Here is a 19,528-nt window from a genome sequence, read left to right on the forward strand (position 1 = left end):
TCTTAGCAAATCTAAGTAGCTATAGCAAAGTAAGTTTTGCTTAGGACATAAAACTCAAGAAGGGAGTGGTGGCGCGAAGCGCCACCACTCCCTTCTTGAGTTTTGGTTTGTACTAGCTACTTACTAATCTGGCGACACTCATTGCCAGAAATAACTTTTGTACTGCCATCGGGTAACACTTGCACACAACTAATATCTGTCTTTGGTGCAAAGACAGTGTAGGCAGCCACTCCAGATAAAACGATGAGGGAAGTAGGAATTAGTACACCTAAAGATAGCCATTCGGGACGTAATTTCTTTTTGACATTCTCCAACTTTTTGCGGACGGATGTCAGATTATGACTTTGGTCATTAGGCGATCGTTTATAAATCTTGAGGGCTTTTTCGTAAAGATTTTTCGCCTCTTGATATCGCTTTTGTGAAGAATAGATAAATGCTAAATCAACAAAACTAGCCGCAACCTCTGGATGATCTACACCCAATGACTTTTGCTGAATTTCTAAGGTTTGCAACAACAAAGATTCTGCTTTTGCCTCCAAACCTTGACTATGATAAATAGCCGCCAAATCAATCATTGCCGCAATAACCTCAGAATGATCTTCCCCTAAAGCTTGTTTACGAATGGAGATCGCCTGTAAAAAATATTCTTCAGTTTTATCAAATATATTTTGGGCATAACTTAGAGAAGCCAGATCCAGTAAACAATTAGCAACGCTAGGGTGTGACGACCCATGCAAATCCTGAGTTAAGACCAAAATCTGATTGAGATAACTCTCCGCATTGCTATATTTCCCAGACTGTTGTTCTTTGCTAGCTAAATTATGTAGACATTCTAAAAAAAGACCGATATTACCATTGACATAGGGTGGCTCAGGCTCGACCCGATAAATAGCTTTAGTGTTGCTGCTAAAGACAATCTCATCACCATGCATTAATACCCAAGAGTCACGCATTGTGCCATTGATCAGCAAACCATTAGTGCTTTTGCCTTTTTCAGGAGTGCCATCATTGATCCTAAATATTTGTAATAACGGTTCTGCTACAGTAATACCCGTTAGCGTTGCATGTTCCCTTGATACCGATTGCGATCGCAAAACGATTGAATTTTCAGGTGCACGTCCCAGCACATAGTTCTTTGTATCTAGCAAGATCCTTTGCTGCCCTTCAGGGTAATGCACAATCAGAGAATGCTCAAATTGATTACCTTCAACTATGGTTAACTCTTGGGAGGTGAGAGATCTATGATTCATAGTAATAAATCTAATTGCTAATGACCAAAAGATAATGTCAAGGTAATGATCTAGAGGTAATTGTTTGGTGAATCACCACATCTCATACTTAAAAATTGCTATACCGCTTCAATTAAGTTTAAAACTATCTTACTGAGATCGACCTTTTAAAGAGCAACACAAGCTATTTGGCTGACATAGAGGTTTTACACCGATTCACAAAAGCGTGATCACACTTTTGTGAATTACGAACCCAACCCAGTAGTGGTTTTTATTTAATTGCGTCCAGTTACTTATTACAGCAAATAAAAAAAGAAGTGACGACACATGCTTATGTGTCGTCACTTCTTTTTTAGAAACACATTAATTTGGAAACTTAGATGGGAACTGTGATGCTTCAACACTTAGGGCTAGTGATTGACCATTACGCTTTACTTCCATCCGAATCTTGTCACCAACAGAGCGACCTTCTACAAGTTGGGTAACTTGATCCGCACTTGAGATCTCTTTATCATCAAGCTTGACAATTACATCACCACGCTTAACACCAGCCTTTGCCGCAGGCGCATCGTCAACGACTCTAGTAATTAAAACTCCTTTATCTTCAGCAATCCTAATCCCAAACTCCTGATCTTGATTGACTTGGCGTTTCACATTTGGATCAAGGGTAACCATCTGAATACCGAGATAGGCTCGACTGACTTTGCCATTATCAATTAACTGTTTGGCTATGCGCTGAGCTGTTTCGATAGGAATTGCAAAACCTAAACCCTGTGCACCTTGAATAATAGCCGTATTAACACCAATGACTTCACCATCTTGATTAAGCAATGGGCCACCTGAGTTTCCGGGATTAATAGCTGCATCGGTTTGAATAAAGCTAACTCGCTTATCAACACCAATTTCACCGCTATTGCGACCGATGGCACTAATGATGCCCGCAGTTACGGTATTGTCTAAACCAAGGGGATTGCCGATCGCAATTGCCCAATCACCTGGCTGTAAACTTTGCGAACTGCCAAGACTGACCACTGGTAAATTGTCAGGGCTGACCTTAACCACAGCAATATCCGTTAGTTCATCACTACCTAAAACTTTTCCTTCAATCTGGCGACCATCTTTCAAGATGACCGTTACTTTATCTGCTCCGCTCACAACATGGGCATTGGTAATAATGTCACCTTCTTTGTTAATGATAAACCCAGATCCAGTGCCGCGCTCCACTCTTTCTCTCGGCATCCGTCGTAACTGATCGCCAAAAAATTGACGAAACATCGGGTCTTCTAAAAATTCCTGCGGAATTTGTTGATTAGTGGCAACTGTTCGTGATGCATTGATTCTTACCACTGCTGGTCCTGTACGATTTACGGCATCGACAACATAGTTGCGAGGAACAGTAATTGACTTGGTACGATCAATATCTTGCGCTACTGCAGGTGTGACAGAAGCAACCTGCGTGACAGGTGTAACTGCTGTTGTATTTGGCGATCGCACTCCAGACACAACAGCCCAAGCACCCAAAATGACTCCCAACAGGAGCATCGAAGCATAAATCAAAGGCTGCTTGTAACGAGATTTTTTGTTTGAGTCTCTCATAGCTATTTTCGCGACCAAATAATATCTAGATTCTACAAAAATTTTTTGATGATGTTAATTCTTATTTGTAGACGGAAAACCGCCAACACAAAACAACAAGACATAATCCTTATGCCTTATTGTTATTTTTATTTGCTACTCATTGATTTGGGCAATGGTACAAGCGGTTCTTCCATCGCAATTAAGATTGGCTCTTCCTTGACCTGTGCTGGTGACTTAATGCTATTGGAAACAGGACTAAATTGTGGACTGGTATTTAAGGTGAATAGTGAGCCAAACACCCCAACCACCGCCGCTACAGATATACCAATGCCCGCTAATTTCCACTTGCGTCGCTGCGATCGCTTGTCAATTTCTGCTATGACGCGATTAATCATCACATCTGTGTCTCTCTTGACAGAAGAATTTACAGCCACAGGTACAGGTAGATCGATTAATGCTTGACGCAGCTTGATTTGCTGATGATAAACATGCCGCAAATTAGCGTCGTCAGACATCCATTGCTCAACAAGCTGCTCCTCAGCTTCAGTTACCTCACCATCGATATAAGCACTGAGTAACTCAAAGCGCTCCTCTGGAATCATCATAGAACTATCAAAAATTTGTTTAGCACTCATAACTTCAATACACCCCTCGTTACATTTTTACATACTAGATAAATAGGGTTGTAATTGCGCTTGTAGCTTCAATCTTGCTCTAGCTATCCGTGATTTGACTGTACCTAGTGATACACCTGTTAGTTCCGCAATTTCTTCATAGGATAGACCCTGAATTTCCCTTAGCACGATGGTTTCTCGGAAGCTAGAAGGTAAATCCTTAATGGCTTGACGGAGTTGCTCATAAAACTCCTGCGTAGACATGTTTTCGATTGGGCTGGGGGCAGCGCTAGGCAAATCCCAACTCATTTCATCACCATCCCCAGACTTAAATGGTGCGTCAAGGGAGACTGAATTGCCAACCCGTTTCCGTTTCCTCAATTCGTCATAAAACAAATTGGTGGCAATGCGACTCAACCAACCGCGAAACTTTTCGGGCTCTTGCAAGCGCTTGATATTACGGTAAACACGTAACCACACCTCTTGGGCTAGGTCAGCGCGGTCTTGCCAATCAGGAGCGAGCTTATAAAGAACTTGATCGACATAGGACTGATTACGTCGCATCAATTCAGCAAACGCAGACTTACTAGCTTGCGCTTCAGTTTGGCACAGTTGTACCAGTTCAACGATGGGGAGCTTATCAACGGACACGGAGTTGGAGGGCGTATACCCTCCGATGCTGGTTGACCAAGATAGGCTGCTATAACTCATCAATTACTCGCTCCTACTGGACTTGAATCCACACAGGAATCAAAAGATACTGTGTTTTGTTGTGTTCAAGGATTAGGACGAGGGATGAGAAAAGTTTGTTCCTATCAAAATAGAGCTTTATCCCGAATATCCAGTATCTTGGTGTTTTGATATCCAGATAAATTGCTGACTAACTAGATTAATGCTAAGTATTAATGCTAGGTAGCTTGAACATAGGCAACTTTTAATTTGGATATTTGGGATAAAAGATATTTCAAGAGGATAATAGCAGTTAGTCAGTATGTTGTTCTGATTCTGTCGATTCTTTTAGATTTTTTGCTTGTTTTTTGCTTAAATCTTTTATTTGTCTTTTATCTGAAATTAAATTATGCAGCGATCGCAGTGGATATCGGTTTTTACAGGCATTGTCGCCGTGGCTCTTGGTCTAGGCTATTTGATTTTAGTACAGGTGCTAGATTGGCGTGGTGGCGAGATGCTGCCTGCCCCTGTTGATCTGTCTGTGGCTATTCAAGGATTTTTGCAAACTTAGAAATAATACAAGTTCCTGCTTTTGCAGGAACTTGTATTAAATACGCCTATGAAACTAACCAGAAAAGGTCATTACAGTGTGAAGGCGATGCTCGATCTGGTAGTTTGGGCAAAACGTAAGCCAGTTTCTGTGCGAGAAATTAGCGATCGCCAATCAATCCCTGCTCCCTATTTAGAAAAGATTTTGATATCCCTACGCCAAGCGGATCTAGTGGAATCAATTCGCGGTGTGCAAGGGGGCTATCGACTAAAACGATCGCCCAAGGATATTTCCCTAGGCGAAATCCTATCGGCGGTTGGCGAAGATACGCATCCTTTACCCCGACTAAAACCTCAGGAAAAGCAAGCTGCTGATTGGGTAACCTTTGCCCTCTGGCAAAGACTCGATCGCAAACTTAAAGATGCTCTGTACAGCATTTGTCTGGAAGACTTATACTACGATGCTCGCAGTTGGCAAGCATCACAGGGACAGAGTACAGGATTTATTGTTTAGCGCGAATTTGACGCATCAGATTTGCCATCTCGATTGCACTCATACCGAATTCCCAACCCTTATTGCTCTTAATGCCAGCGCGTTCTAGAGCTTGCTGCATCGTATCAGTAGTCAATACTCCAAAAACAATTGGCACACCTGTTTGATAGGATGCTGCTGCCACCCCCTTAGATACTTCATTAGCAACATAATCAAAATGGGGGGTGTCGCCACGGATCACCGCACCTAAACAAATAATTGCGTCATAGCGCCCTGACACGGCTAATTCCTTAGCCACCATGGCAATCTCAAGACTTCCGGGAACCCAAGCATAATCAACTTGGCTGCCACTCTCTGACACGTCAACGCCATGGCGCAGTAATGAGTCTTGACAACCTTGGAGGAGCTTACCGACGATCAAGTCATTAAAACGGGCGGTGACAATCGCAAAGCGGAGGCTGTCAGTATTGGTAAAGCTACCTTCAAAAACGGTCATAGAGTTAATTTACTGCGATTTTCAAATAGTTTATCTTAAAGACAAATTTTTAAGAGCCTTGCGGTGCAAGGCTCTTAAAAATTTGTGAACATGATATTTAGTATAAATCAGGACAACTAAGCAACGAAGGCATTCAAAATGCCAATTACGATTACAAAAGCTAACCAAATTAGAGAACCTAGGAATAGCAATGGCTTCGATTGATTCCAAGAGCTAGGGGATGCGTAAGCAACGGGAACGCCGATGACCAAAACAAAGGAAAAAAGCACGAATGCTGCCAATAATAGCTGGAATAAAATAGTCACTTTTTTAAACTCCGAAATCCTAAATCAAAATATGTTAATACAATTGCTTTACACCAAATTAGCAGAAAATGCGTCTCTCTTCAGTTTGAGGTAGTTGATTGTTTAGAGCGCACCTGCGGCAGTGCGATCGAGAATGCCTTCCGATAGGTGGGTGGTGATATTGCAAGATTGCAAAATAGGTTTTCCCTTCGCTCCTTCGGGATAATCGATGACGCTTACACCGCCATTACCTTGCTTGAAGATCCAAAACTGTTCGGGTGTAAAGCCAAATAATAGACAAAGAATTGCCTTGTTGACTGCATCATGGGCAACAACAAGCGCAGTTTCACCCGCAGGGACAGATTCAACAATTTTTTGCCAAACGATCGCCACTCGATCCCATACTTCTTGGAGGTTTTCACCTTCAGGCATCTGCACGGTTTGGGGGTGTGATTGCCATAGGGCTAGTTGTCCTGCAAACTCAGCCTCGATTTCATGCTCAAATTTACCCTCCCACAGACCATGGGAAATTTCCTTGAGTTCATCAAATAACTCAATCTGAATATGTGGATGTTTGCTTAAAATTTCTAAAGCTGTGTCTTTAGGGCGAAGCATAGGGCTACTAAAAGCCTTGTCAATTTTGACCTGAGCAAGAAATTCGCTAGCACGTCGGGCTTGGGCATGACCATTGTTATTGAGGGGTACATCGATTTGACCTTGAAAACGTTTTTGACGATTCCACTCGGTTTCACCATGACGGACTAGCAATAAACGTGGCCCATGGTGATTTTGCTTCGTAGGGGGCAATGGTGAGCCTGAAATATCTTCAAGATGGCTCGCAAGGTTGAGTGATTCAAGCTGCACGCCATCAGTGATATTTGCGCCTTGGAAATTCAGCACACTGATGGCACAGTTGACTTGCTGAATATTGTGGTACAGGCTAACGGGAATACCGATTGCAGAGCAAATTAAAGCGCGATTAATGCCGCTATGACCAACTAGCAGGATTGTTTTGCCTTGGTGTTTGGTCAAAATTTCTGCCCAAAAAGCTTTAGCCTGCTCAAATAAGTCAAGGACGGGATAGCGATCGCCTAGTTGAAACTGTTCAGGTTGATTTTGCCAGAGATGATATTTTTCAGGGAATTGCTCCTTGACATCACGGGAAAGCATTGACTCCCATTCAGTGAGATCAATTTCTAATAAACTTTCGGTAGTATTTAAAGTAGGTGGTTGAAGATTTTCTGCCAAAATAAGATTGGCGGTATGCTGAGCGCGAACTAGAGGACTAGCATAGGCGACATCAATGGTTAAATTTGCTAGGGCTTTGCCTGCTAACCTTGCTTGCTGCTTACCTTTATCGGTCAAGACAGACTGTAATTCTGGGCGATCGTAATTACCCCGTCCTTGAATTTTATGCAGGATATTAAAATTACTTTCGCCGTGACGGACGATAACTACTCTCGTACTCAGAACCTTACCCTCAATTTGCTCTAGATTGATTTATATTGATACTGCTTTAAGATTAATCTCAATTAATGGCTAATCTTAAAACACTGTTAAGAAATTGTAGCGCTCAAAGGGTTTTGATCGCCAGAATTACCGAAGCTGCGCTACAATAATAGGATAGGATTGATATAGCTGTTAGCTAAACGCATCTAACTGCTAGTCAAGCAATCAAGCTTACTAACCATAACTATAAACTTGAATCATCAAGTACGCTGTTTTATTTGGAAGTTGAATGTTCCAGATAAATGGTGTAAGCACCTTTTAGATAGTCTCATAAACGCCAGTCTAAGAAATAAATCATATTTTTGTAACGAAATACCACCAATTTTCCACACAAAGCAATATGTCTGGTTGTCGTGATGTCAGAGCAGACACAGCAACTAAGTTATTAGCTCGGTACATAGCTAAGTAAACAGTTGGCGATAGGAGCATGTTGTGATCGAAATTTTTTCTTGTTTTCGTTATTTGTATGTTCTATTTGAAGCCCCTACTAAGACTTTTTATGTCTGCTGATAGATGGGTTGATAAAGGGTTTAGAAGATATTTTTTTTAATATTTTTTATATGAAGTTTAGAAAAAATGTTTTTCGGATATTTTCTTAGGCTGGCTCTCTTGAATCGAAGAAATTCCGAGGAAATTGAATGCCAAAGCAAATAATTATTGCCGAGCAGTATCGAATTGCTGCTGTTTTTAGCGAAGATCAAATTGAAGAAATTGTTGTTGCTGCGGGAACCCACCAAGTTGGTGACGTTTACTTGGGCGTTGTCGAAAATGTTTTAACCAGTATTGATGCTGCGTTTGTAAATATTGGCGATGGCGATCGCAATGGATTTATTCACATCACTGACCTTGGCCCCTTGAAGATGCGGCGCTCCTCTGGCAACATCAGTGATCTCGTTTCACCGCAGCAACGGGTGTTGGTACAGGTGATGAAGGAGCCAACGGGTAATAAAGGGCCACGCTTGACGGGGAATATCTCTCTCCCTGGGCGCTATGTGGTATTGCTACCCTTTGGGCGAGGCGTAAACCTATCGCGCAGAATTCGTAGTGAGGCAGAGCGCAATCGTCTTCGCGCCCTTGCGATTTTGATTAAGCCTGCGGGCATGGGTATTTTGGTGCGGACTGAGGCCGATGGGATGTCTGAGGAGCAGATTATTGAGGATCTCGATAATTTGCAACGTCAGTGGGAAGGCATTCAGCAGGATGTGGCGACCACTCGCCAGCCAACTTTGCTTGATCGCGAGCGAGATTTTGTGCAGAGAGTATTGCGCGATCTGTACAGCACTGAAGTTAATCGTATTGTTACTGATACTAGTGATGGGTTACGACGGATTAAGCAGCATTTATTGGGCTGGGGGGATGGCAAAATTCCTAGTGGTTTGATGCTCGATCATCACCGTGAGCGCACTTCGATTTTAGAATATTTTCGGGTGAATGCGGGTATCCGTGAGGCTTTAAAGCCAAGGGTAGACTTGCCCAGTGGTGGCTACATTATCATTGAGCCAACGGAAGCTTTGACTGTAATTGATGTTAACTCTGGCTCATTTACGCGATCGCAAACTTCCCGTGAGACTGTGCTATGGACTAACTGTGAGGCGGCGGTAGAAATTGCCAGACAAATGCGCTTGCGGAATATCGCTGGTGTGATCGTGGTGGACTTCATTGATATGGATACCCGACTCGATCAATTGCATTTACTAGAACATTTCAATAAGGCTTTGCGATCGGATAAGTCGCGACCTCAAATTGCTCAGCTCACCGAATTGGGATTAGTCGAGCTGACCCGTAAGCGCCAAGGTCAAAGCATTTATGAGTTGTTTGGTCGCCCTTGTGCTTCCTGTGGTGGTCTTGGTCATTTGATGCACCTCCCCGGTGAAGCCGTGGGGCAACCCGTTGATGCTACTTCTCGGACTTGGGAGGCGAAGCAATCGAATCAACTTGATTTTACTTCTGACTATGAAGATGGTGATTCAGACTTGGCGGGTGGTTTAGAACCAAATCTGGTCAATCATCCTAGCTACCAAGAACGTAGTAATTTGCGTAGACGTGGCAAGCGTGCAGTCCTCAATAGTAAGGATGGTCGTGAATCGCGTATGCGCGAGGTGGACAAAACGCCACCCGTTGATATGCGATCGCGAATTGAGCCAAAGGTTGAGCCTTTCGTAGAGGCAAGATTTGAGCCTCGTATTGAACGGGATGCTTTTGTACCCAGAGTTGTGCCTTCAAAACTATCTTTGCCAAGTATTGCAGCTACACCTTCTAAGGCTGAACCTAGCCCAGAATTGAATGAGGTTGTTGCTGAGGTTGCTCCTGTGGTGGCGACAGAAAATACCCCTGAACGCCCAAATAAACGGGAAATTCGCACCAAAGTTGTAGAACCACCAGAATTAATTGTGGTGGAAATGACCGAAGAAGAGCAGGATGTGTACTCTCTGATTGGGGTTTCCCCGCTAGTATTAGTTGATCGCGAGATTAAAGATCCTCGTAATGTCATTGTTACGGTCGCCCTTCCGGGACAAGCTCCCAAGCCTGCCAATAATCTTGGTAATTTGCGATCTGCTGATTCTGCTAGAAGAACAATTGTGGAGGAACCAGTTGCCGATGAGCCAGAAGAAGTAGCTGAGGTGACTAATGTGGCATTACCAGAGGCGTTATCAGAACCAACTGTGGTTACCCCTGAAGTTGACGATAGTAATGATCCTGTTATCGCGCCTGTTAAGACCAATGGGACTGCTAGCGGTGTGATTTTGAGGGTTAATCGTACTCAGTCATTTGAGGCGACGGATGTTAATGAAAGTGAAGGTGGATTGCCTAAAGAGGATAGCGCGGACATAGCTAAGGAATTTGTTCCTATTCAATCTCCTGAGGCTTCTCGTCGTAAGCGTTCTTCGGCATCACAGTTATAAAAGAATGGGGGACAGTATTCGCTGTCCCCCATTCTTTTATAACCATTACCAAAAAACAAAAATTGAGTTGCGGTGCAACTCAATTTTTGTTTTTTAAAAGACTAGCTCCATGTCTAATTTTTTGAGATTGATCGAGTACAGTTTGTAGCCTGTAATTTCTACTGTGGCAATTGCTAACAAATTAACGTCAATTGGCGCGATCGCAGTTACTTCACCATCAATAATCTGATTATTGATATTGTTGCCCCGTAAATCGAGGAACATCAAAATTGTTTGATACTCATTGTATTTACCCGTAAGTGCGTATCCCCAAGGCGTAGATACCATCAGCAAAACATCGTATTCTAAGGGGATTCGCATCAGGCGATAGGGGTTGAGATCAAGTAGAAATATATTTTTGTGATCGCCTTCCTCTAGTAACAGAACACGATTGCTCGTAAATGTCGCAATGCCGCAGCTAATTGGTATCGGTAGCGAGAGTCGATACATGATGTTACAGCGCCGTGAAATGACGATCGCTCTACTTTCTTTGCTTTCTGGCTTATTGGCGATCGCTAATAAATGATGTTGATCAAAGGCAATAATGCAACTTAAATCCCTCGTTGCAAACTCTAATCGCATGGCGCGACCATAGACAATGTTACGTATTTCTAGCTGTTTACCTATTGCGATCGCAAACCAATCACCATGGGGCGAGATCGCCCATTTAAATCCCTGTTGCCCCGAATGGCACTGATACAAAGATTTGGGTTTACCCTGCCCAAACTGATAAATTGAGCGTTTGGTAACCGCAAATAAAGTCTTGTGAGCAAAAGTAATTGCCTCAATTTCATGATCTGATTTGGCAATTTGCTCGGATTGAGCCAATGTTAGGCTGTGCCAATGTAATAAAAGACTGGAAGCACTATAAAAACGAGATTTTTCCGCGCCAACTAATCCAATGATTTTCTCAGACGTTTCCTGCTGATCAAAATATGCTGCTTTTTGGGCAAAGGGAACATTGGCAACACTTTCAGCATTGATCCCAATTTTGATCTTGCGGAAATCCTCCTCACTGATTGCCGCCAAATCTTGTCGCATTTCATGGACAGAGCTATACCTACGCTTCGGTAATTTTTCTAGCGATCGCATAATGACTGCTACTAATGATTGAGGCATACCATCAGGAATCATCACCCTCTGATTGATGTGGGCATTCATTAACTCCGTCGGCATCCCCGAAAAGGGACGATTGCCGACTAAAAGCTCATACAACATAATGCCCACGGCATAAATATCCGATCCAGTCGAAAATTGTCCATAAAATCGCTCAGGAGCCATATATCCGGGAGATCCTGTATTGCTACCATCAGATCCAATCTCTTGACTAAGCCGCGCAATCCCAAAATCGGAAATTTTAGCCTGCCACCCTTTAGCTGTAATTTTGAGAAGAATATTTTCAGGTTTAATATCACAATGAATAATATTCGCCGCATGGGCATGTTCTAGCCCCAACAAAACATCATTCACCAAATCGAAACATTGCCGTACCGATAGAGTCTTGCTATGGTGCATCAGATCTCGCAATGTCCCACCTTCGCAATAATCCATGACCAAATATCGATAGTTTTGGTGATGCATGAGCGCAGTACAGGAAACGATATTTGGATGCTGTAAGGTGAGTAAAAAGCGTAACTCACGCAAAAGCTTACTAGTAGGAAATCGCTTGTGTTCCAGCTCTTTGAGCGCTACCAACTTGCCTGTGTCCCGCATCCGCGCACACAACACTTTGCCAAACTGACCTCTGCCAACTAGTCCTAAGATCCGATATTTGGAGAACTGTGAAGTGGATTTTTCGTTCATACAGGCATCATTACGTCTCAGAAGAATGAAAACTAATCGAGATTAAAGGCTAAACTAGTTATCCACTAATTTCGATCCAAACGGTATCAATAAAGCTCACGTTAAGCTTAACAATATCCGTTGAATCTACACTGCTTAACATTTCGTTGCAAAACAACTAGCGAGAAGTCCAAAGATTGTCGATATCATGGTAAACAGCGATATATAAAACGTAATATTTTTCAGCAAAATCCTTAGTCAAATTTATGAGTCAAGCTTCTGCATCCGCCGATGTCCCTAGCATGGGTCGTCGTCAATTTATGAACTTAATTTTAGGGGGGTCTGCTGCTGTAACCACCCTTGGGGCAGCATTACCCTTTGCCGCTTATTTTGTTCCTCCCTCTCGTGGTGGTGCAGGTGGCGGTGTTGCTGCTAAAGATGCACTTGGCAAAGACATTCGTGCTTCAGCTTTCTTGGCTAGTCATCAAGCAGGTGAACGTGAACTTGCTCAAGGACTCAAAGGCGACCCTACCTACATTGTTGTTACCGAGAACAAAGAGATTGCATCCTATGGTTTGAATGCAGTTTGTACTCACCTTGGTTGTGTTGTACCTTGGAATGCTGCTGAGAATAAGTTTATCTGTCCTTGCCATGGCTCTCAGTACAACAACGAAGGAAAAGTTGTGCGCGGGCCTGCGCCATTGTCCCTCGCACTTGCTCACGCCACAGTCGAAGATGACATCGTGCAATTCAGCACATGGACAGAAACTGACTTCCGCACCAATGAAGCACCTTGGTGGTCTTAGTCTTGGTGACTTTAATGTAGGTGAAGTGTTTGGCACTTCACTTAATACCATTCAAAAATATGATGCCTGTCAGTCTCTAAATCACATTTGAACTCATTCATGAAAAAAGCTTTATTCCGTGCTAACCGTTTACTTGTGGGAGTCAGCCTATGTGTTCTCACGAGCTTAACTCTATTATTTGGTCTTAATGTTCAGTCTGCTCAAGCCTATCCATACTTTGCTCAAGAAGCTTATAAAAGTCCCCGCGAAGCCACTGGTAAAATTGTTTGCGCTAACTGTCACCTAGCTCAAAAAGGTATTGAATTAGAATTACCTCAAGCTGTTACCCCTGACTCTGTGTTCGAAGCCGTTGTTAAGCTTCCCTATGACCACACCCTGCAACAAGTAACTGCTGATGGCAGCAAGGGTGGACTTAATGTAGGTGCAGTATTGGTATTGCCAGAAGGATTTAAGATTGCGCCTGAAGATCGTTTGTCTGAAGAACTCAAGGAAAAAACCAAGGATATCTACTATCAACCATACAGCGATGATCAAGAAAACATCGTTTTAGTTGGGCCTGTATCTGGTGATGAGTATTCGGAAATTGTTTTCCCCGTACTTTCTCCAGACCCTGCTAAGGATAAGAATATTCACTTCTTGAAATATGCTGTCCATGCTGGCGGCAACCGTGGTCGTGGACAGGTTTATCCCACTGGAGAAAAGAGCAATAACAACGAATACAACTCTTCTGTTTCAGGTCTAGTTACCCAAATCAGCCCTGTGGAGCCTAACGAAGAAGAAGGCATCTACGGTGGTTATCAAATTTCTATCCAGACTACTGATGGCAGTATTGCTACTGAAACTATTCCTGCTGGTGCAACCTTGGTGGTTGAACCTGGCAGTGAAGTTAAGGTTGGTTCAGCTCTAACAACTAATCCTAATGTTGGTGGTTTTGGTCAGCATGATGGCGAAATCGTGTTGCAAGATCCTCGTCGTATTCAGTGGTTGCTAGCTTTCTTTGCATCTGTCATCGTTACCCAAATCTTGTTGGTATTGAAGAAGAAGCAAGTCGAGAAGGTTCAAGCCGCAGAAATGAATTTCTAAGCAAAAATCGAGCATAAAAAAAGCACCCTATGGGTGCTTTTTTTATGCTCGATTTTTAAGCTGGGGACGAGACTCGAACTCGTGACCTACTGATTACAAATCAGTTGCTCTACCAACTGAGCTACACCAGCGAATTTAACGCTAAAGAATAGTAACAGAATTGCGATCGCAAAAGCAACATTTATCTGCAAACATTATCGGCATAAGTTTTATAGTCTTTAGCATTGCCATAACAAATGGTTGACGTTGACTAAATATCCCTACAGAATGCTTACTAGCGCAAAATTTGCGATTGCCTGCAAAAGAAGCAATTAGATTAGATTCAATTAGACAAGGACATGGCTAGGACAAGCGATCGCATTCAACAAGTAAACCATTATCAAACCCTCAGAATTAGCTACAACGCTGCTCCTGCCGAGGTTAAAAGTGCCTATCGTGGGCTAGTTAAGGAATATCATCCTGATTGCAACCATCACCTTGATAACCATGATCAAATTGCGTCTATTAACCTTGCTTATGAAGTCTTAAGTAATCCTCAATCTCGCGCCCATTACGATCGCAGTCTTGGTATTAAGCACAAACCTAATGGCGCATCGCAGGGAGTGAAGCGAGCACCAACTAAGCGTGAAATTCATCTCAATGAAGATCAAAAAATTGATCGATGGTCTAAACAGGTTTATGAACCGATTATTGATCTTATCGAAGGTATTCTCGATAGTCTCGACGACCAAATTGATGCTCTTGCTGACGATCCCTATGATGATGGTCTAATGGAAGATTTTGAAGACTATATCGATGAATGTCGTGGTTCCTATGCCAAAGCCCAGATCTTTTTTAGAGCAATGCCCAATCCTGCCTCAGCCGCAGGGATTGCTAGCTATCTTTATCACTGTCTTAACGCCATCAGTGATGGCATCGAGGAACTAAATTATTTCACCCTCAATTTTGATGATCATCACCTCCACACTGGTCAAGAACTGTGGCGTAGAGCCGAAGAAATGCGTTATTACGCTCAAAGCGCCATGCAAAATTTACAAACAGCCTAAACTTGAGTGGTGATGCTCCGCGTCGCTACTCGACCCTCTCGCCTCTTAACTTGTCTAATCCTTTTGGTCGCGGTACGGGAAACCCTACCAGATTAGGTAGAGTCCCCCTGATGTGCTAATCGAGAAAAGTAGCTAATCTTGTATGAGATTAAAGATTAACAAAACTTAGGAGTTGGAAGCCTTATGGCTAAAGTAGTTGGAATCGACTTAGGTACGACAAACTCAGTCGTCGCCGTCATGGAAGGGGGCAAGCCAACGGTGATTGCAAACGCCGAGGGCTTCCGTACCACACCATCAGTTGTTGCATACGCTAAGAATGGCGATCGCTTGGTTGGACAAATTGCTAAGCGCCAAGCGGTGATGAATACTGATAACACCTTTTATTCAGTAAAGCGCTTTATCGGCAGACGTTATGACGAAGTTAGCGGCGAGTCGAAGCAAGTAGCTTACAAAGTAATGAAGGTTGGCGAAAACGTCAAAATCGACGCTCCTGCGGTATCTAAGCAATTTGCACCTGAAGAAATTTCTGCCCAAGTATTGCGTAAGTTAGTTGATGACGCTAGTAAGTATCTTGGCGAGACTGTGACTCAAGCAGTTATCACCGTTCCTGCATATTTCAATGACTCTCAGCGTCAAGCGACTAAGGATGCTGGCAAAATTGCTGGTGTTGAAGTTCTGCGGATCATCAACGAGCCTACTGCGGCTGCCCTAGCATATGGTCTAGATAGCAAGACCAACGAAACCATCCTTGTATTTGACCTTGGTGGCGGTACATTCGACGTATCGATCCTCGAAGTTGGCGACGGTGTGTTTGAGGTAATGTCCACTAGTGGCGACACTCACTTAGGTGGTGATGACTTTGACAAGAAGATCGTTGACTTTCTTGCGAGCCAATTCCAATCTGCTGAAGGTATTGACCTCCGCAAGGACAAGCAAGCATTGCAACGCTTGACCGAAGCGGCTGAGAAGGCAAAGATTGAGCTTTCGAGCGTCACTCAAACTGAAATTAACCTGCCCTTCATCACTGCAACTCAAGATGGACCTAAGCACTTAGACACCACCTTGACCCGTGCTAAATTTGAAGAACTTTGCTCCGACTTGATCGATCGCTGTCGCATTCCTGTTGAGCAAGCGATCCGTGATGCCAAGATCGACAAGTCTAAGATTGATGAAGTTGTTCTTGTTGGTGGTTCAACTCGTATTCCTGCGGTTCAAGAAGTTGTTAAGAAGATTCTTGGCAAAGATCCTAACCAAAGCGTCAACCCTGATGAAGTTGTGGCGATTGGCGCAGCCGTTCAAGCTGGTGTACTTGCTGGTGAAGTTAAAGACATTCTTTTGCTCGACGTTACTCCTCTGTCTCTTGGTGTTGAAACCTTGGGCGGCGTAATGACCAAAATTATTCCTAGAAACACCACCGTTCCTACCAAGAAGTCCGAAGTCTTCTCGACTGCGGTTGATGGACAAAGCAATGTGGAAATTCACGTCCTCCAAGGTGAGCGTGAAATGTCCAATGACAACAAGAGTCTTGGGACCTTCCGTCTTGATGGTATTCCTCCTGCTCCCCGTGGCGTACCTCAAATCGAAGTTATCTTTGACATTGATGCTAACGGTTTGCTATCCGTAACCGCGAAGGATAAGGGAACTGGTAAAGTTCAAACCATCTCGATCTCTGGTGCTTCGACCTTGCCTAAGGATGAAGTTGAGCGCATGGTTAATGAAGCAGAACGTAACTCTGCGGCAGACAAAGAAAAACGCGATCGCATTGAAGCTAAGAACCAAGCTGACTCTCTTGCCTATCAAGCAGAGAAGCAAATTAAGGATCTTGGCGACAAGGTTCCTGAAGCTGACAAGACCAAGATCGAAGGATTGGTTAAGACTCTTCGTGAATCGATCGCTAAGGATGACCACGAAGCAATCGCTGCTCAAACTGAAGAATTGAAGCAAGCACTCTATGCTCTTAGCTCTTCTGTCTATCAACAAGGTGGCGCTGAAGCATCTACAGGAGCTGCTCCTGAAGATGGCACTCGTGATGCGGCAAGTGGCGATGATGATGTCATCGATGCTGATTTCACTGAATCGAAATAGTTAAGCTAAAAAAATAGGAGGAGCGCTTCGCGCTCCTCCTATTTTTTATTGAAAGAATTTTCTGTGAAATGAGCCATGTAAAAGTTATTGACTACAGTATTGGCTACAGCTTTGAAAGTATAGTATCTACACAACTCTCCGCAAGCTCAGATTTAGCCAAAAATCAACAAGTATGACTGCTCCGTTTCATCATGTTCCTGTCCTTGCTGAATCTGCGATCGCAGGTTTAGAGATTATTGCAGACGGGACATATCTCGATTGCACCGTTGGTGGAGGTGGACATAGCGGCTTAATTTTACAAGCAGCCGCCAATGTCACTTTGGTGGGTATTGATCGCGACGAAATGGCGATCAATGCCGCCAGTGAACATCTCAAAGGCTATGGCAATCAAGTCACATTTTGGCGTGGCAACTTCTGTGAATATAAGCCAAACCCCAACTTACTTTTTGATGGTATCTTGGCAGACTTGGGCGTAAGCTCCACCCAGTTTGATGTAGCTGAGCGCGGCTTTAGCTTCCGTGAGTCTGGCGAACTCGATATGCGGATGGATAATCGCCAAACCCTCACGGCCGCCGAAATTATCAATCATTATCCAGAAAAAGAACTAGCTGATATCTTTTTTAAACTAGGCGAAGAAAGGTTGTCGCGCCGCATTGCCCGTCACATTGTCGAGAAGCGTCCTTTTAAAACCACTTTAGAACTAGCAAATGCGATCGCAGCCTGTGTTCCCTCTAGCTATCGTCATGGCAGAATTCATCCTGCTACTCGCACCTTTCAAGCCCTTCGCATTGCTGTTAATCGTGAGTTAGAAAGCCTTGAAAAATGGCTAGCAGTTGCCCCCAACTGGCTTAAAACTGGTGGCAAAATTGCTGTGATTACGTTTCATAGTCTCGAAGATCGCATTGTTAAACATACTTTTCGCGAGGATGAACGTCTACAGGTAATCACCAAAAAAGTAATTATGGCAACTGATGAAGAAATTAAAGCCAATCCGCGATCGCGATCGGCAAAGTTACGCATTGCCCAGAAAAAATAGAAAAGACAAAAGAGGTAGCGCATTGCGCTACCTTTTTTGTAAAGTGCAAAACTTATATTGCTAGTAAAAACTTACTTAAACTTTTCAACAATGCGGCGCATGGCTTCATTCACATTATCGCGGCTGTTGAAAGCCGAAATACGGAAGTAACCTTCACCTGCTGCACCGAAACCAGAACCGGGGGTTCCCACCACGTTACAAGCTTGCAAGAGCTTATCAAAGAAATCCCAACTGGTCAGCCCTGCGGGAGTCTTCACCCATACATAGGGAGCATTTTCGCCGCCATAAACAGCCAAACCTGCGACGGTTAGTTGCTCACGGATAATCTTGGCATTTTCCATATAGAAGTCAATCAAGGCTCTAGTTTGCGCTTGACCTTCTTCAGAATAGACTGCCTCTGCACCACGTTGGACGATGTAGGAAACACCATTAAACTTAGTGGATTGACGACGATTCCAGAGCTTCCATAATTCCACGTTAGAACCGTCTTTAGCCTTACCAATCAAGTTTTTTGGAACTACTGTTAACGCGCAGCGAGTACCTGTAAATCCTGCATTCTTGGAGAAAGAACGGAACTCGATCGCACATTCCTTAGCCCCTTCAATTTCATAAATGGAGTGAGGAAGACTAGGATCGGTGATAAATGCTTCGTAGGCGGCATCAAAGAAAATAATTGAACCGTTAGCGCGGGCATAATCTACCCATGCTTGCAGATGTTCCTTGGTAGCAGTCGCACCTGTGGGGTTGTTGGGGAAGCAGAGATAAATTAGATCGACTTTTTGGCTGGGAATTTCGGCGGTGAAATTGTTTTCGGCAGTCACAGGCAAATAAACTAAGCCTTCATATTCACCTTTCTCGTTGATATCACCTGTGTGACCTACCATCACGTTAGTATCCACATACACAGGATAAACAGGATCAGTAACAGCAATAATATTGTCATCGCCAAAAATATCAAGAATGTTGCCGCAATCGCACTTAGAGCCGTCGGAAATAAAGATCTCGGAAGCGTCAATATCACAGCCTCTGGCTTGGAAATCATGGGCGGCAATTTTTTCACGCAACCATGCGTAGCCTTGTTCAGGGCCATATCCCTTAAAAGAACTGCGATCGCCCATATCTTCGACCGCTTTGATCATGGCATCACGACAGGCTTGGGGCAAGGGTTCGGTGACATCACCAATGCCAAGACGGATCACTTTTGCGTCAGGGTTTGCCTCAATAAAGGCGTTTACCCGTCTTGCAATTTCGGGAAACAGGTAGCCTGCCTTGAGTTTGAGATAGTTGTCGTTAACGGTAGCCATGATGGATGAGTTAATCTTTTTTG

Annotated in this window: 17 protein-coding genes and 1 tRNA gene; 8 read left to right on the forward strand and 10 right to left on the reverse strand. The window is 43.6% G+C overall.

Annotated features, from left to right (window positions below):
- Nucleotides 1-116 precede the first annotated feature (116 nt).
- From H6F41_RS03695 to H6F41_RS03710, 4 genes are all read right to left on the reverse strand, one after another.
- Entirely contained in the window at nucleotides 117-1,250 is a 1,134-nt protein-coding gene (locus H6F41_RS03695; RefSeq protein WP_190402138.1) for a tetratricopeptide repeat protein, read from the reverse strand.
- Nucleotides 1,251-1,592: 342 nt separating this feature from the next.
- Nucleotides 1,593-2,825, reverse strand: a complete 1,233-nt coding sequence (locus H6F41_RS03700; RefSeq protein WP_190402139.1) for an HhoA/HhoB/HtrA family serine endopeptidase — start codon at nucleotides 2,823-2,825, stop codon at nucleotides 1,593-1,595.
- A 128-nt stretch (nucleotides 2,826-2,953) separates the two neighbouring features.
- A complete protein-coding gene (locus H6F41_RS03705) occupies nucleotides 2,954-3,442 on the reverse strand; it encodes an anti-sigma factor family protein (RefSeq protein WP_190402140.1) in 489 nt (162 codons plus the stop codon).
- 27 nt (nucleotides 3,443-3,469) lie between these two features.
- Complete coding sequence (locus tag H6F41_RS03710; RefSeq protein ID WP_190402141.1) at nucleotides 3,470-4,132, reverse strand: sigma-70 family RNA polymerase sigma factor; 663 nt, start codon at nucleotides 4,130-4,132, stop codon at nucleotides 3,470-3,472.
- Nucleotides 4,133-4,499: 367 nt separating this feature from the next.
- Between H6F41_RS03710 and H6F41_RS03715 the strand changes: the two genes are divergently transcribed.
- On the forward strand, nucleotides 4,500-4,661 hold the full coding sequence (locus H6F41_RS03715; RefSeq protein ID WP_190402142.1) for a hypothetical protein: 162 nt from the start codon (nucleotides 4,500-4,502) through the stop codon (nucleotides 4,659-4,661).
- Between the two features lie 48 nt (nucleotides 4,662-4,709).
- The gene (locus H6F41_RS03720; RefSeq protein ID WP_190402143.1) at nucleotides 4,710-5,153 is read left to right on the forward strand and encodes an RrF2 family transcriptional regulator; all 444 of its coding nucleotides are present in this window, start codon (nucleotides 4,710-4,712) and stop codon (nucleotides 5,151-5,153) included.
- Here H6F41_RS03720 and ribH read toward each other — a convergent pair.
- From ribH to H6F41_RS03735, 3 genes are all read right to left on the reverse strand, one after another.
- Nucleotides 5,143-5,628 carry a 6,7-dimethyl-8-ribityllumazine synthase gene (gene ribH, locus H6F41_RS03725; protein ID WP_190402144.1) on the reverse strand — a complete coding sequence of 162 codons (486 nt, stop codon included), beginning with the start codon at nucleotides 5,626-5,628 and terminating at the stop codon, nucleotides 5,143-5,145. The two genes, H6F41_RS03720 and ribH, sit on opposite strands and share 11 nt — an antisense overlap.
- A gap of 116 nt (nucleotides 5,629-5,744) precedes the next feature.
- The gene (gene psbZ / locus H6F41_RS03730) at nucleotides 5,745-5,933 is read right to left on the reverse strand and encodes a photosystem II reaction center protein PsbZ (RefSeq protein ID WP_009626196.1); all 189 of its coding nucleotides are present in this window, start codon (nucleotides 5,931-5,933) and stop codon (nucleotides 5,745-5,747) included.
- 102 nt (nucleotides 5,934-6,035) lie between these two features.
- Complete coding sequence (locus H6F41_RS03735) at nucleotides 6,036-7,382, reverse strand: histidine phosphatase family protein (RefSeq protein WP_190402236.1); 1,347 nt, start codon at nucleotides 7,380-7,382, stop codon at nucleotides 6,036-6,038.
- A 677-nt stretch (nucleotides 7,383-8,059) separates the two neighbouring features.
- On the opposite strand from H6F41_RS03735, the gene H6F41_RS03740 reads away from it, so the two are divergent.
- Complete coding sequence (locus H6F41_RS03740) at nucleotides 8,060-10,324, forward strand: Rne/Rng family ribonuclease (RefSeq protein WP_190402145.1); 2,265 nt, start codon at nucleotides 8,060-8,062, stop codon at nucleotides 10,322-10,324.
- A 93-nt stretch (nucleotides 10,325-10,417) separates the two neighbouring features.
- On the opposite strand, the gene H6F41_RS03745 is transcribed toward H6F41_RS03740, so the two are convergent.
- Complete coding sequence (locus tag H6F41_RS03745; protein WP_190402146.1) at nucleotides 10,418-12,166, reverse strand: serine/threonine protein kinase; 1,749 nt, start codon at nucleotides 12,164-12,166, stop codon at nucleotides 10,418-10,420.
- A gap of 245 nt (nucleotides 12,167-12,411) precedes the next feature.
- On the opposite strand from H6F41_RS03745, the gene petC reads away from it, so the two are divergent.
- Together petC and H6F41_RS03755 are read left to right on the forward strand one after the other, a co-directional pair.
- Nucleotides 12,412-12,951 (forward strand): cytochrome b6-f complex iron-sulfur subunit, encoded by a 540-nt coding sequence (gene petC / locus H6F41_RS03750; protein ID WP_190402147.1) that lies wholly within the window; start codon nucleotides 12,412-12,414, stop codon nucleotides 12,949-12,951.
- A 99-nt stretch (nucleotides 12,952-13,050) separates the two neighbouring features.
- On the forward strand, nucleotides 13,051-14,034 hold the full coding sequence (locus H6F41_RS03755; protein WP_190402148.1) for an apocytochrome f: 984 nt from the start codon (nucleotides 13,051-13,053) through the stop codon (nucleotides 14,032-14,034).
- Between the two features lie 58 nt (nucleotides 14,035-14,092).
- On the opposite strand, the gene H6F41_RS03760 is transcribed toward H6F41_RS03755, so the two are convergent.
- Nucleotides 14,093-14,165 (reverse strand) — tRNA-Thr (locus tag H6F41_RS03760).
- A gap of 207 nt (nucleotides 14,166-14,372) precedes the next feature.
- Here H6F41_RS03760 and H6F41_RS03765 point away from each other — a divergent pair.
- The 3 genes from H6F41_RS03765 to rsmH all read left to right on the forward strand — a co-directional run bounded on the left by H6F41_RS03765 (nucleotide 14,373) and on the right by rsmH (nucleotide 18,201).
- The gene (locus H6F41_RS03765) at nucleotides 14,373-15,080 is read left to right on the forward strand and encodes a DnaJ domain-containing protein (RefSeq protein WP_190402149.1); all 708 of its coding nucleotides are present in this window, start codon (nucleotides 14,373-14,375) and stop codon (nucleotides 15,078-15,080) included.
- Nucleotides 15,081-15,263: 183 nt separating this feature from the next.
- A complete protein-coding gene (gene dnaK, locus H6F41_RS03770) occupies nucleotides 15,264-17,165 on the forward strand; it encodes a molecular chaperone DnaK (protein WP_190402150.1) in 1,902 nt (633 codons plus the stop codon).
- Between the two features lie 172 nt (nucleotides 17,166-17,337).
- Nucleotides 17,338-18,201 carry a 16S rRNA (cytosine(1402)-N(4))-methyltransferase RsmH gene (gene rsmH / locus H6F41_RS03775; RefSeq protein WP_190402151.1) on the forward strand — a complete coding sequence of 288 codons (864 nt, stop codon included), beginning with the start codon at nucleotides 17,338-17,340 and terminating at the stop codon, nucleotides 18,199-18,201.
- Nucleotides 18,202-18,272: 71 nt separating this feature from the next.
- Here rsmH and H6F41_RS03780 read toward each other — a convergent pair whose 3' ends face one another.
- Nucleotides 18,273-19,505 (reverse strand): LL-diaminopimelate aminotransferase, encoded by a 1,233-nt coding sequence (locus H6F41_RS03780; RefSeq protein WP_190402152.1) that lies wholly within the window; start codon nucleotides 19,503-19,505, stop codon nucleotides 18,273-18,275.
- Nucleotides 19,506-19,528: the final 23 nt, after the last annotated feature.

Source organism: Pseudanabaena mucicola FACHB-723, assembly GCF_014696385.1.
In the GTDB taxonomy this organism is placed as follows: Bacteria; Cyanobacteriota; Cyanobacteriia; order Pseudanabaenales; family Pseudanabaenaceae; genus Pseudanabaena.